This window comes from Arenimonas daejeonensis (assembly GCF_007993735.1).
Taxonomy (GTDB): domain Bacteria; phylum Pseudomonadota; class Gammaproteobacteria; order Xanthomonadales; family Xanthomonadaceae; genus Arenimonas; species Arenimonas daejeonensis.
Genome location: NZ_CP042453.1, coordinates 718,773 through 732,740, shown reverse-complemented (window position 1 = coordinate 732,740; position 13,968 = coordinate 718,773). Strand labels below are relative to the sequence as shown.

Genomic DNA, 13,968 nt, shown 5'->3' with positions numbered 1-13,968 from the left:
CCGGGGCCGGGCTGGGGGTCTCGGTCAGGATTCGGAGGCGGGGCGTTCGCACGCGCCCGGGGAGGCCGGCATTGTGCCGGGCGGGGGAGCCGGCTTCAACGACCGGGCGCGTTCCAGCAGGAGCAGGAACTGCCCGCGCAGTTCTGCGGCTTCCAGTTTTGCCGCGCCCGGCAGGGCGATCAGCACGTAGTCGCCGGCCGGCAGCGTGGCGCGCTGGCCGCGGAAGACTTCGCGCGCCATGCGCTTGATGCGGTTGCGGCCGACCGCGCGCTTGTCCACCTTCTTGGACACGGCAACGCCGAGCCGGGGCGCGGAGGCCTCGGCCCGGACATGGGCATGCAGCTTCAGGTGAGGGCTGGAGAGCTTGCGCCCCGCCTTGAACACCGCCTGGAATTCGGCGGAAGCGCGCAGTCGCGCGCTGGGCGGAAACGGGCTCGGGGCGGGCGGTGGGAGCGTGTTCACGATCCCGGGCACATCCCGCCGGGTTGCCGCCGGTAAACCGGCAGCAAGGGGTCAGACCGCCAGGCGGGCGCGACCCTTGGCACGACGACGCGACAGGATCTTGCGGCCGTCGGCGGTCTTCATGCGGGCACGGAAGCCGTGGTCACGCTTGCGCTTGAGATTGCTGGGCTGGTAGGTACGCTTGGTGGCCATGGTGGCACCCCGGTTGATGTTTTGGGCGGAAAAGACCGGCGACTATAGCGATCCAACCCCCACCCCGTCAAGCCAGATCAGCGTGGCGGACGCCGCCCGGCGGCGCTAGACTCCCTCCCCGAACACTTATCCACAGCGCCGCCCTGGCGCCGCTGTCGTCTGGACTTTCGCTTGAACATGGATGCTGCCTGGCCCCGCTGCCTGGAACGACTGGAAGCCGAACTGCCGGCCGAAGAGGTCCACACCTGGCTCCGCCCGCTGCAGGCCGAGGCCCGCGCCGACGGCCTGACCCTGTACGCCCCCAACGCCTTCGTGGTGGACCGGGTGCGCGAACACTACCTGGCCCGCATCCGCGAGCTGATGGCGCACTTCGTCGGCGCCCCGGCGCCGGTGGCGGTGGCGGTGGGTTCGACCCGGCGCGCGGAACCGCTGGTGCCGGCCGCGGGCGCGTCCCGCGCCGCCACGCCGGTGGTGGCCGAGTTCGCCGGCAACCTCGACAGCCACTACACCTTCGAGAATTTCGTCGAAGGCCGCAGCAACCAGCTCGGCCGCGCCGCCGCGCTGCAGGTCGCGCAGAATCCCGGCAAGGCCTACAACCCGCTGCTGCTGTACGGCGGTTCGGGCCTGGGCAAGACCCACCTGATGTACGCCGCCGGCAACCTGATGCGCGCCAACAATCCCGGCATGCGCGTGCTGTACCTGCGGTCGGAACAGTTCTTCAGCGCGATGATGAAATCGCTGCAGGAGAAGTCCATGGACCAGTTCAAGCGCCAGTTCCAGCAGGTGGACGCGCTGCTGATCGACGACATCCAGTTCTTCGCCGGCAAGAACACCACCCAGGGAGGAGTTCTTCCACACCTTCAACGCGCTGTTCGACGGCAAGCAGCAGATCATCCTGACCTGCGACCGCTATCCGCGCGAAGTGGAGAACCTGGAGACCCGGCTCAAGACCCGCCTCACCTGGCCTGAGCGTGGCGATCGAGCCGCCGGACTTCGAGACCCGCGCGGCCATCATCACCGCCAAGGCGGTCGAGCGCGGGGTGAAGATCCCGGACGACGTGGCCTACCTGATCGCCAAGCGCATGCGCTCGAACGTGCGCGACCTGGAAGGCGCGCTCAACACCCTGGCGGCGCGTTCGAACTTCATGGCCAAGCCCATCACCGCCGAGTTCGCCCAGGAGACGCTGCGCGACCTGCTGCGGGCCCAGCAGCAGGTGGTGTCGATCAGCAATATCCAGAAGACCGTGGCAGACTACTACCAGCTGCGCATGGCGGACCTGTTGTCGAAGCGGCGGACGCGCTCCTGGCCCGTCCGCGGCAGATGGCGATGGCCCTTTCCAAGGAGCTGACCGAACACAGCCTGCCGGAAATCGGCGATGCCTTCGGGGGACGCGACCACACCACCGTGATGCACGCCTGCAAGGTGGTGCGTGAGCTGCGCGAACTGGACGGCAAGCTGCGCGAGGACTGGGACAAGCTGCTGCGCAAGTTAAGTGAGTGACCGGGAAACCGGGCAGGGCGTGGAACCCGCAGGGGGACGGCCTGTGGACAAGTTGGGGAGCATTTCGGAGGCTGGTTTTTATCCACAGCTTCTGTCACCTGGTCCCGGGTTTGGCACACAGCCTTGTCGCTGCACTAAAACGGTTAAGAATCAACGTCTTACTTGAGTTATCCGGCGTTTTTGCCGGCTCCACCACCACCAGTTTTTGATTTATCCACTCTTTGGAGCATGGGGATCCGCATGCGTTTCAGCCTGACGCGAGAAGTTCTGCTCAAACCCCTTCAGCAGGTCGTGAATGTGGTCGAACGCCGGCAGACCCTGCCCGTGCTGGCCAACCTGCTGGTCAGCGTCGAAGGCAGCAAGCTGTCGATGACCGGTACCGACCTCGAGGTCGAGATGGTCGCGCGCACCGACGTCGATGACGCCCAGGCCGGCGAAACCACGATCCCCGCCCGGAAACTCTTCGAGATCGTGCGTGCCCTGCCCGATGGCAGCCGCGTCACGATCAGCCAGTCGGCCGACAAGGTCACGGTGCAGGCAGGTCGCAGCCGGTTCACCCTGGCCACCCTGCCCGGCAATGATTTCCCGGCGGTCGAGGACCTGGACCTGGTCGAGCGCATCCGGGTGCCGGAAGCCGCGCTCAAGGAACTGATCGAACGCACCGCGTTCGCCATGGCCCAGCAGGACGTGCGGTATTACCTCAATGGCCTACTGCTGGACCTGCGCGAAAACTCGCTGCGCTGCGTCGCCACCGACGGCCATCGCCTTGCCCTGTGTGAAGCGCCCCTGCCCGCCGGCGCCCAGACCCGCAAGCAGATCATCCTGCCGCGCAAGGGTGTGCTGGAACTGCAGCGTCTGCTCGAAGGCGGCGACCGCGAAGTCGAGCTGGAAGTCGGCCGCAACCACCTGCGCATGCGTCGCGAGGACGTGACCTTCACCTCCAAGCTCATTGATGGGCGTTTCCCGGACTACGACGCGGTGATCCCGATCGGCGCCGACAAGGAAGTGAAGGTGGACCGCGAGATCCTGCGCGCCGCCCTGCAGCGTGCCGCGATCCTGTCCAACGAGAAGTACCGTGGCGTGAAGCTCGAGATCAGCCCGGGCCAGCTGCGCATCGTCGCGCACAACCCGGAGCAGGAAGAGGCCCAGGAAGAAGTCGAGGCCGACACCAAGGTCGACGGCCTGAGCATCGGCTTCAACGTCACCTACCTGCTGGACGCCCTCAGCGCCTTGCGCGAGGAGCACGTCATCATCAACCTGCGCGACGCCAACTCCTCGGCCCTGGTCCGCGAGGCCAGCCATGAGCGCAGCCGCCACGTGGTGATGCCGCTGCGGCTGTGATTCCTGACGTCGCCGCGCCCTCCCACCGCCCGGCCCGTGCCGGGCGGTGCCGTTTTGACACCCGGGGTCCGACCGGGCGCGCCCGGCTCCAGGGGCGGCCATGCAGCTGACCCGCCTCGACATCCGCCGGCTGCGCTGCCTGGAACAGGTCGAGTTCCACCCTGCCCCCGGCCTCAACCTGATCACCGGCGGCAACGGGGCCGGCAAGACCAGCCTGATCGAGGCCGTGCACCTGCTGGGCTACGGCCGTTCGTTCCGGGGCCGGGTGCGCGATGGCCTGATCCGCAGCGGCAGCCCGAACCTGGAGCTGTACGCCGAATGGCTGGATGGCCGGGGCCGCCCGCGCCGGGCCGGGCTGCGCCACACGGGCGGCGACTGGGAGGCCCGCCTGGATGGTGCCCCCGCCCCCAGCCTGACCGAACTCTGCGCCGAGCTGGCGGTGGTGACCTTCGAGCCGGGCAGCCACGAACTGATCGCCGGGGTGCCGAACACCGGCGCCGGTTCCTGGACTGGGCGCTGTTCCACGTGGAACCGGGCTTCCTGCCGGTCTGGCGGCGCTACGCCCGGGCCCTGAAGCAGCGCAATGCCCTGCTCAAGCGTCAGCCCGCCCCGTCGGCCCTGGCGCCCTGGGACCGGGAGCTGGCCGAGGCCGGGGAGAGCCTGAGCACGCTGCGCGCGGACTATCTGGCCCGGCTGGAGCCGATCCTGGTCGCCACGGCCGGGGAGTTCCTGCCGGAGCTGGGGGCGCCGGCCTGCGTTTCCTGCCCGGCTGGCGCCGCGAGGAAAGCCCGCTCGAAGACGCCCTGTTGCTGACCCGGGAGCGCGACCTCCTCCAGGGCTACACCACCCAGGGCCCGCACCGGGCCGACTGGCGGGTGGACTACCTGGCCTGCCGGGCCGCGAGGCTTTGTCGCGGGGCCAGGAAAAACTGACCGCCCTGGCCTGCGTGCTGGCCCAGGCCCGCGCATTCGCCGCCGACCGGGGGAATGGCCCCTGGTCTGCCTGGACGACCTGGGGTCGGAGCTGGATCGCCCGCACCAACACCAGGCCCTTGTTTCGGTGCTGGCGTCCGGTGCCCAGGTCCTGCTGACGGCGACCGAAGCCCCCGAGCTGCCGGAAGGTGTCCGCACGAACGCCAGGTTCCACGTGGAACGCGGCCGCCTGGGCGTGCGCTGAGCTCCGCCCGTGGCCGCGCCAGCCGCCCGGCCCCGCGTTATACTCCGCACACATTATTTATAGGCGCGCTGCCGCCCCTCCGGGCGGCGTACGCCCCAGCGTGGCCCAACGCGAGACTGCCTCCGCAATGACCGACACCCCGAACCTGCCGCAAACCCCGAACAACACCTACGACTCCAGCAAGATCACCGTCCTGCGCGGCCTTGAAGCGGTCCGCAAGCGTCCCGGCATGTACATCGGCGACGTGCACGACGGCACCGGCCTGCACCACATGGTCTTCGAGGTGGTGGACAACGCCATCGACGAAGCCCTGGCCGGCTACTGCGACCACGTCGTGGTCACCCTGCACAACGACGGTTCCTGCTCGGTCTCCGACAACGGCCGCGGCATTCCGGTGGACATCCACAAGGAAGAGGGTGTGTCGGCGGCCGAGGTCATCATGACCGTGCTGCATGCGGGCGGTAAGTTCGACGACAACAGCTACAAGGTTTCCGGCGGCCTGCACGGCGTCGGCGTGTCGGTGGTGAACGCGCTGTCCTCGAAGCTGTGGCTCAACATCTGGCGCGACGGCCAGCATTACGAGCAGGAATACGCGCTCGGCGAGCCGGTCTACCCGCTCAAGGCCATCGGCCCCTCCGCCAAGCGCGGCACCGAGCTGCGCTTCCTGCCGGCCGACGAGATCTTCACCGATGTCGAATTCCACTACGACATCCTGGCCAAGCGCCTGCGCGAACTGAGCTTCCTCAACTCCGGCGTCAAGATCGAGCTGATTGACGAGCGCGCCGACGGCAAACGCGACCTGTTCGAATACGAAGGTGGCATCAAGAGCTTCGTCGAACACCTGGCGGCGCTGAAAACCCCGCTGCATCAATCGGTTATCTCCGCCTCGGGCGAAAAGGACGGCATCGTCGTCGACATCGCGGTGCAGTGGACCGACGCCTACTATAAAACGATGTTCTGCTTCACCAACAACATCCCGCAGAAGGACGGCGGCACCCACCTGCAGGGTTTCCGCGCCGCGCTGACCCGCACGCTGACCAACTACATCGAACAGAACGGCATCGCCAAACAGGCCAAGGTCGCGCTGAGCGGCGACGACATGCGCGAAGGCATGATCGCCGTGCTGTCGGTGAAGGTGCCCGACCCGAGCTTCAGTTCGCAGACCAAGGAAAAGCTGGTCAGCTCCGAAGTGCGCCCGGCGGTCGAGTCGGTGATCGGCCAGAAGCTGGAGGAATTCCTGCAGGAGCGTCCGAACGAAGCGCGCGCGATCGCCGGAAAGATCGTCGACGCCGCGCGTGCGCGCGAAGCCGCGCGCAAGGCCCGCGACCTGACCCGCCGCAAGGGCGCGCTCGACATCGCCGGCCTGCCCGGCAAGCTCGCCGACTGCCAGGAAAAAGATCCCGCGTTGTCCGAACTCTTCATCGTCGAGGGTGACTCGGCCGGCGGCTCCGCCAAGCAGGGCCGCAACCGCAAGACCCAGGCGATCCTGCCGCTCAAGGGCAAGATCCTCAACGTCGAACGCGCGCGTTTCGATCGCATGCTCGCGTCGGCCGAAGTCGGCACGCTGATCACCGCGCTCGGCACCGGCATCGGCAAGGACGAATACAACCCGGACAAGCTGCGTTACCACCGCATCATCCTGATGACCGACGCCGACGTCGACGGCTCGCATATCCGCACGCTGCTGCTGACCTTCTTCTACCGGCAGATGCCGGAGCTGATCGAGCGCGGCCACGTCTACATCGGCCTGCCGCCGCTGTACAAGATCAAGCAGGGCAAGAACGAGCAGTACCTCAAGGACGACGGCGCGCTCAACGCCTACCTGGCCAACAACGCGGTGGAAAATGCCGAGCTGCGTCCGGGTGATGGCGTGCCGCCGATCACCGCCACGGCGCTGGAAAAGCTGCTGCTCGACTTCGTCGCCGTGCGCGAGACCATCGCCCGCTTCGCGCACCGCATCGATGCGCCGGTGCTGGAGGCGATGCTGGAGATGCGCCCGCTCACCGCCGACGACTTCGCCGATGCCGAGCGCCTTGCGCCCTGGTGCCGCGAGATCGAGTTGCGCCTCAACGCCACCGGTCTGGGCCGCCCGCGCTACGTGTTCTCGGTGCAGCCGATGAACGATGAAGGCACCGGCGGCGCCCTGGTGGTGCAGAAGCAGCACCATGGCCTGTCGGCCACCCAGGTACTGGCCGCCGGCCAGCTGTTGGGCGGCGAACTGCGCCAGGTGACCGAGATGGCCGGCGCACTGCACGGCCTGCTGCAGCCCGGCGCCAACGTCGGCCGCGGCGGCAAGAGCCAGCCGGTGGCGACCTTCCTGCAGGCGCAGGAATGGCTGCTGGAGGAGGCCAAGAAGGGCCGCACCATCCAGCGCTTCAAGGGCCTGGGTGAAATGAACCCGGAACAGCTGTGGGAAACCACGGTCAACCCGGATACGCGCCGCCTGCTCAAGGTCCGCATCGAGGACGCGGTCGCCGCCGACCAGATCTTCTCGACCCTCATGGGCGACGTGGTCGAACCGCGCCGCGAGTTCATCGAAGACAACGCGCTGCGCGTCGCCAACCTCGACGTCTGACTCCGCGGGCGGGCCCCTGGCCCGCCCGTTCCGGCCGCAGGCCCGTCATGTAAACTGCCGCGACGCCCGCCCCGACCGACAAGAAGCGGGCCTGACGCTGTGCACGGGGACGCCGGAAACATGAGCAAACGCCACCTCTATCTGCTGGCATTCGCGATCGTCGCGGTCGCGTTCTCGGCGATGTACTACAAGTGGAGCGTGCTCAAGTTCCCGCTGCAGCCTGATGCCCAGGTGCAGGTGTGGACCGTGCAGGCGCACATCGAATACCAGCCGCGCAAGGGCGCCAACACCGTCACCCTGCAGCTGCCGTCCACGGCACCGGGCTGGACGGTGCTGGAGGAGCGATTCGTCGCGCGCAACTATTCCAAGCTCGAGGAAGCCGGCGCCGAAGGCCGCGAAGTACAGTGGGCGATCCGCCGCGCGCTGGGCGAACAGGACCTGTATTACCGCGCCACCATCGTGCGCGCCGACGACCAGCAGCAGGCCGCGCTCGACTTCGAGCCGGTGATCGGCGAACCGCCGGTGCTGGAGGAACCCTACGCCACCGCCGCGCAGACCCTGCTCGACCAGGTGCGCGACCGCTCGTCCAACACCGTCACCTTCGCCCGCGAACTGATGCGCCGGTTGGGTGAAAGCGGACAGTTGAGCGAGGAGGTCAAGCTGTTGGCCGAACGCTACGGCCAGGACGACGTCGCCCGCAGCAACTTCATCGTGCAGCTGCTCGCCACCCGCAACATCCCGGCGCGCGTGGTGCATGGCATACGCCTCACCGATGCCGACGCCGATCTCGAGGCCCGGATGCAGACCTGGCTGATCGTGCACGACGGTCTGGCCTGGACCATGCTCGACCCGCGAACCGCCGCCGAGGGTGCGCCGGAAGACCTCTTCGTCTGGAGCGCCAGCAACCAGCCACTGCTGGCAATCGACGGCGAACCACCGACGGCACTGATGTTCACCGTCAGCCGCAACCTGGCCGACGCGATGGCCACCGCCGAGCGCCGCCTGGAAGTGCAGGACGCCAACCTGGTGCGCTACTCGCTGCTCAGCCTGCCGCTGCAGGCGCAGGAAACCTACCGCGTCCTGCTGATGGTGCCGATCGGCGCCTTCATCATGCTGCTGCTGCGCAACCTGGTCGGCGTGAAGACCTATGGCACCTTCATGCCGGTGCTGATCGCACTCGCCTTCCGCGAAACCGCGCTGGTCGCGGGCATTTCGCTGTTCGTGCTGGTGGTCGGCTTCGGCCTGATCGTGCGCTTCTACCTCGAGCGCCTGCGCCTGCTGCTGGTGCCGCGCCTGACCGCGATCCTGATCCTGGTGGTGCTGCTGATGGCCGCGGTGAGCGTGCTGTCGAACCGCCTGGGCATCGAGGTCGGCCTGTCGGTGGCGCTGTTCCCGATGGTGATCATGGCCATGACCATCGAACGCATGTCGGTGGCCTGGGACGAACGTGGCGCCGGCACGGCGATCCGCGAGGGCATCGGCACGCTGATCGTGGCGGCGCTCGCCTACGTCGTCATGAGCTGGCCGCCGCTGGAGCACCTGGTGTTCGTTTATCCGGAAGTGCTGCTGGTGTTGTTTGCGCTGGCGCTGCTGCTGGGCCGTTATTCCGGCTACCGCCTCAACGAACTGCTGCGCTTCCGCGCCCTGGCCCGCGAGCCCGATCCCATTGTTCCCCGCCGGCGGCGAGCGACGCCACCGACACCGCCGCGGCCACTCCGGATACGAAGGCCTGACGCCATGGGCTGGTTCAATCCCTTCCAGATAGCCAGGCGCCTGCGCCAGATCGGGCTGGTCGGCATCGGCCAGCGCAACGCCCACTACGTGCTGATGCACAACCCGCGCAAGTTCTACCCGCGCGTGGACGACAAACTGCTGACCAAGAAGCTGGCGATCCAGGCCGGGTTGCCCGTGCCCGACCTCTACGCCGTGGTGCGCGAAGAGCACCAGATCGCCGAACTGCACGAGAAGCTCAAGGGCCGCGACAGCTTCGTCGTGAAACCCGCGCACGGCTCCGGTGGCGACGGCATCCTGGTGATCTCCGGCCGCCGCGGCGACAAGTACCGGCGCGCCAACGGCTCCCTGATGAGCCGCGAGGAATTCGAGCACCACCTGTCCAACGGCCTGTCGGGCCTGTTCTCGCTGGGCGGCCAGCCCGACCACCTGATCGTCGAATACTGCGTGCAGTTCGACCCGATCTTCGACAACGTCAGCTACAAGGGCGTGCCCGACATCCGCATCATCGTCTTCCTGGGCTATCCGGTGATGGCGATGATCCGCCTGCCCACGCGGATGTCGGACGGCAAGGCCAACCTGCACCAGGGCGCGATCGGCGTCGGCATCGACATCCCCACCGGCAAGACCAAGCGTGGCGTCTGGGGCACCGAGATCATCCGCGACCATCCCGACACCGAGCACACCATCGTCGGCCTGACGATCCCGCATTGGAACAACCTGCTGCAGATGGCCTCGCGTTGTTACGAACTTTCGGGCCTGGGCTACGTCGGCGTGGATTTCGTGCTTGACCGCGACAAGGGCCCGCTGATCCTCGAGCTCAATGCACGCCCCGGTCTGGCGATCCAGATGGCCAATGGCAATGGCCTCGAACATCGTCTGCGCAAGGTCGAAGCGTTGCGTGAACGTGGCCAGCTGTCGAAGGATCCGGCGGAGCGGGTGGCGTTCGCGCTTGCGAATTTTCCCACCACGGGCTGAACGGCGCCGCTGCAATTAACACCGTTTTAAGATTGTGGCGCGATTGAGCCGGCAAGCTTGCGCCCAAGAAATATCCAGTACGGGGGCGAAGGGGAAAAACGGTCACATCCGGCTTGAGCCGGTGCCGCGTTCCCCGGTACCCTAGGCGGCCCACGACCGCGCGGGACGCGGATCCAAGGAGTTTTCGATGAAGGCACTACACCCCCTCAAGCTCGCTGCACTCGTGTTCCTGGTCGCCTCGCTGTCGGCCACGGACGTGGATGCGCAGCGCCGCAGCAAGAAGGAGGAGCCCGCGCCGGCGCTGTATCCGAACGCCACCCGCGTCTCGCCCGAGGCGGTGTACACGCCGCGCCTGCTCAAGCTCAACACCAAGCTGCAGGACGCCTACAACGCAGACGGCAAGGAAGAAGAAACCATCGCCGCCGCCGAAGTGGTGCTTGCCAACGAGAAGGCCGGCCCCTATGACCGCGGCATCGCCCTGCTGCTGGCCGGCAGCGCCTCGATCGACCTTGGCAAGGACGAGCAGGCGATCGGCTACCTCAAGCGCGCCATCGAAGAGAACGGCCTGCCGAACGACAACCACTACTCGGCCATGCTCAGCCTGTCCTCGGTCTACATCAACAACGACCGCAACGACGAAGCCGCCGCGCTGCTCGACCGCGTGGTCGCCGAGACCAAGACCGACGACCCGCAGGTCTATTCCCTGCAGGGCGCCAACCTCTACAACAGCGGCAAGTACGCCGAGGCGATCGCACCGCTGAAGAAGGCGATCGAGCTCAGCAAGGACGGCGACGAGCAGTCCATGACCATGCTGCTGTCCGCCTACGCCGAAACCGGCAACGATGCCGCCGCGATCACCACGGCCGAGGCGCTGTACCAGAAGGACCCGGCCGACAAGCGCGCCCTGATGAACCTGGCCACCCTGTACGGCAATGCCGACCAGCAGGACAAGGCGGTCGCCCTGCTCGACGAGGCCCGCAAGCGCGGCATGCTCACCGACGCCAACGACTACCAGCGCCTGTACGGCACCTACTTCGGCATGGAGCGGGAGAAGGAAGCCGCCCAGGTGATCGAGGAAGGCATCGCCAAGGGCATCCTGCCGGAGGACGGCAAGACCCTGGCGATCCTGGCCCAGGCCCATTACTACAGCGACGACATCCCGGCCGCGATCGCCGCCGCCCAGAAGGGTGGCCCGCTTTCCAGCGACGGTGAACTGTCCCTGTTCCTGGCCCAGGTGCTGGGGCAGGAAGACCGCAATACCGAATCCAAGGCGGCCGCCAGGCAGGCCCTGGACAAGGGATTGAAGAACCCTGGCGAGGCCTGGATGGCCATCGCCCGGGCGGAGTACTACTCGGACAACGTGGCCGCTGCCCAGGCGGCCTACCGCGAAGCCGCCAAGGATCCGAGTACCCGGTCACAGGCCCAGAAGGCCTTGGCCCAGATCAGCCGCTGATCGGTTGGTAAACCGGTAACCTTCGTATAAGCTAACAAGTTCCCGCCGGTCCCCGGCGGGTCACGGCTGACCGCCGGTAGTCCTATAGAGCTCGAGCCGCCACCCGCATGACGGACAAGAATTACAAATACGACGACAAGCCCCAGGGAATCAGCTGGGCACGCATCGGCGGCAACGCGTTTGCGATCGCGCTTCATGCGGTCGCGTTCATGCTGATGATGGCGCCCGTGAACACCCCGGATCTGAACAAGGCGGAAGAGGAGGTGACCCAGGTCAGCTTCATCGAACCCCCGCCGCCGCCCCCGCCGCCGCCCCCGCCGCCGCCGGAACCGCCGAAGGTGGTCCAGAAGATCATCGAGCAGCCCAAGCCGACGCCGGTCCCGCCGCCGCCGGAAGAGCCGCCGGTGGTGTTCGACGACCCGAGCCCGATCGACATCGAGGCCCCGCCGCCGGCTCCCCGGCGCCGCCGGCCCCGCCCGCCGACTTCGCGCCGTCCGAGGACATCAGCGGCCGCGCCCTGAACCAGCCCCGCTATCCCGCCAAGGAAGCCCGCGAAGGCGTGGGTGGTACCGTGGTCCTGCGCGTCACCATCGACGCCGCCGGCAACGTGCTCGAAGTCGCGGTGCAGCGCTCCAGCCGCAACCGCAATCTCGACCGTGCAGCAATGGATGCCGCGCGGCGCTGGAAGTTCAACCCCGGCTTGCGCAATGGCGTGAAGGTGGGTGGCGATGTGCTCGTCCCCGTGAAGTTCACTCCCCGTAACGCTACCCGTCCCAAATCCCGTAACGGTCAATCACAAAGAAAGGCACTCTTATGCTGCAGGACATCCTCCTCATCGCCGCCGCCGCCGCGCCGGCCGCCGCTGGCGGCGCCGCCAACAACGCCGAAGCCCTGTCCCAGATGGGTTTCGCCCACCTCTTCAAGGAAATGGTCGCCGCCCCGGTGACTTCATGGTTTCCCGGGTCGTCTTCCTCATGCTGGTCGTGATGTCGTTCGGCTCCTGGTGGTACACGGTCGTCAACGCGATCAAGAACACCGTGGTCGCCAGCCGCGCCGACGCCGTCGTCCGCACCTTCTGGGAGACCCCGAACGCGCAGGACGCGATCCGCTTCATGGAAGAGCAGCCGGCCAACGAGCCGTTCTCCAAGATCGCCCTGGACTGCGCCCAGGCTGCCGCCCACCACCAGCGTCATGAAGGCAGCCGCCTGGTCGACGCCCTGAACCGTTCGGAGTTCATCGACCGCGCCCTGCGCCAGGCCGTGACCCGCGAGAGCGCCAAGCTCGAGAACGGCCTGACCTGGCTCGCCACCGTCGGTGCGACCGCCCCGTTCGTCGGTCTGCTCGGCACCGTGTGGGGCATCTACGGCGCCCTGATCCGCATCGGCGCCACCGGCCAGGCCTCCATCGACGCCGTTGCCGGCCCGGTGGGCGAGGCGCTGATCATGACCGCCTTCGGTCTGTTCGTCGCGATCCCGGCCGTGCTTGCGTACAACGCCTTCGTGCGTTCGAACCGCAACACCTACGCCAAGTTCGACACCTTCGCGCACGACCTGCACGACTTCTTCGCCACCGGTTCGCGCGTCGGCGACGCGCCGGCCAAGCGCTGAGCGAACGTCGTCTAACCAGGAGCCGCAGTCATGGCCTTTTCCAGCAACTCCTCCGGTGGCGGCCCGATGGCCGACATCAACGTCACGCCCCTGGTGGACGTGATGCTGGTGCTGCTGATCATCTTCATGATCACCGCGCCGCTGATGTCGCATAAGGTCAAGGTGGACTTGCCCCAGGCCACCCTGGAGCAGAAGCCGAAGATCGACCAGCCGCCGATCACCCTCGCGGTGACGGCGAATGGCCAGGTCTACTGGAACGACGAGGCCGTCACCCGTGACGCCCTCGAAGCCCGCCTGGCCGTGCTGGCCCAGCGCACCCCGCAGCCGCAGGTCGACGTCCGCGCCGACAATGTCACCAAGTACGGCGTCATCGCCGAAGTGGTGAAGAAGGTCCGGCTGGCCGGTATCCGCAAGGTGGGCTTCGTGTCCACCCCCGAGCGCTGAGGAGCACCGAGCATGGCATTCACCTCCAACTCCGGCGGCGGCCCGATGGCCGACATCAACGTCACGCCCCTCGTGGACGTGATGCTGGTGCTGCTGATCATCTTCATGGTCACCGCCCCGGCCCTGTCCTACCAGATCCAGGTCGACCTGCCGCAGCGCACCAGCAATCCGCCGCCGCAGCCGAAGGATCCGCCGGAACCGATCCGCCTGCGGATCGACGCCGGTGGCACCGTCACCTGGAACAACTCGCCGATCCCGCTCTCGGTGCTGCAGGCGTCCCTGGAGGTCGAGGCCGAACGCTCGATCCAGCCGACCCGGAGATCGAGACCGACGTTGACGCGCAGTACGAAGTGCTGGCCAAGGTCCTTTCTCGGGCCAAGAACTCCGGCATGGAAAAGATCGCTTTCGTGGAACCCGGCCAGTAAGGCCGCGCTTCCCGCACCCTGCAGCAACGCCGCCTCCGGGCGGCGTTTTTTTTGCTTGCGCGACCCCTCGGCCCGGGCGTAGA

The 13,968-nt window shown here is 67.3% G+C and carries 7 protein-coding genes and 5 pseudogenes; 10 read left to right on the top strand and 2 right to left on the bottom strand.

Annotated elements, in window-relative coordinates; genetic code table 11:
• Window positions 1-24 precede the first annotated feature (24 nt).
• A complete protein-coding gene (gene rnpA, locus FRZ33_RS03540; RefSeq protein WP_227978067.1) occupies window positions 25-474 on the bottom strand; it encodes a ribonuclease P protein component in 450 nt (149 codons plus the stop codon).
• A 39-nt stretch (window positions 475-513) separates the two neighbouring features.
• Complete coding sequence (gene rpmH, locus FRZ33_RS03535; RefSeq protein WP_146907677.1) at window positions 514-654, bottom strand: 50S ribosomal protein L34; 141 nt, start codon at window positions 652-654, stop codon at window positions 514-516.
• A gap of 177 nt (window positions 655-831) precedes the next feature.
• Here rpmH and dnaA point away from each other — a divergent pair.
• The 10 genes and pseudogenes from dnaA (at window position 832) to FRZ33_RS03485 (ending at window position 13,885) form a co-directional block, all read left to right on the top strand.
• Window positions 832-2,155: pseudogene (dnaA, locus tag FRZ33_RS03530) on the top strand (chromosomal replication initiator protein DnaA).
• Between the two features lie 240 nt (window positions 2,156-2,395).
• On the top strand, window positions 2,396-3,496 hold the full coding sequence (dnaN, locus tag FRZ33_RS03525) for a DNA polymerase III subunit beta (protein WP_146907675.1): 1,101 nt from the start codon (window positions 2,396-2,398) through the stop codon (window positions 3,494-3,496).
• A 100-nt stretch (window positions 3,497-3,596) separates the two neighbouring features.
• Window positions 3,597-4,672: pseudogene (recF, locus tag FRZ33_RS03520) on the top strand (DNA replication/repair protein RecF).
• A 127-nt stretch (window positions 4,673-4,799) separates the two neighbouring features.
• Window positions 4,800-7,247 (top strand): DNA topoisomerase (ATP-hydrolyzing) subunit B, encoded by a 2,448-nt coding sequence (gene gyrB / locus FRZ33_RS03515; RefSeq protein ID WP_146907674.1) that lies wholly within the window; start codon window positions 4,800-4,802, stop codon window positions 7,245-7,247.
• 120 nt (window positions 7,248-7,367) lie between these two features.
• Entirely contained in the window at window positions 7,368-9,956 is a 2,589-nt protein-coding gene (locus tag FRZ33_RS03510) for an alpha-L-glutamate ligase-like protein (RefSeq protein WP_146907671.1), read from the top strand.
• 187 nt (window positions 9,957-10,143) lie between these two features.
• Entirely contained in the window at window positions 10,144-11,409 is a 1,266-nt protein-coding gene (locus FRZ33_RS03505; RefSeq protein ID WP_146907669.1) for a tetratricopeptide repeat protein, read from the top strand.
• 107 nt (window positions 11,410-11,516) lie between these two features.
• Window positions 11,517-12,160 (top strand): annotated as a pseudogene (locus tag FRZ33_RS03500) (energy transducer TonB); the annotation flags it as partial.
• Window positions 12,161-12,222: 62 nt separating this feature from the next.
• Window positions 12,223-13,016, top strand: a pseudogene (locus tag FRZ33_RS03495) (MotA/TolQ/ExbB proton channel family protein).
• A 30-nt stretch (window positions 13,017-13,046) separates the two neighbouring features.
• Complete coding sequence (locus FRZ33_RS03490; protein ID WP_146907667.1) at window positions 13,047-13,460, top strand: ExbD/TolR family protein; 414 nt, start codon at window positions 13,047-13,049, stop codon at window positions 13,458-13,460.
• 12 nt (window positions 13,461-13,472) lie between these two features.
• Window positions 13,473-13,885 (top strand): annotated as a pseudogene (locus FRZ33_RS03485) (ExbD/TolR family protein).
• Window positions 13,886-13,968 lie beyond the last annotated feature (83 nt).

Coding starts and splice junctions, on each gene's coding strand:
- rpmH (WP_146907677.1), bottom strand. CDS start 654: ATGGCCACCAAGCGTACCTACCAGCCCAGCAATCTCAAGCGCAAGCGT.
- dnaN (WP_146907675.1), top strand. CDS start 2,396: ATGCGTTTCAGCCTGACGCGAGAAGTTCTGCTCAAACCCCTTCAGCAG.
- gyrB (WP_146907674.1), top strand. CDS start 4,800: ATGACCGACACCCCGAACCTGCCGCAAACCCCGAACAACACCTACGAC.
- FRZ33_RS03510 (WP_146907671.1), top strand. CDS start 7,368: ATGAGCAAACGCCACCTCTATCTGCTGGCATTCGCGATCGTCGCGGTC.
- FRZ33_RS03505 (WP_146907669.1), top strand. CDS start 10,144: ATGAAGGCACTACACCCCCTCAAGCTCGCTGCACTCGTGTTCCTGGTC.
- FRZ33_RS03490 (WP_146907667.1), top strand. CDS start 13,047: ATGGCCTTTTCCAGCAACTCCTCCGGTGGCGGCCCGATGGCCGACATC.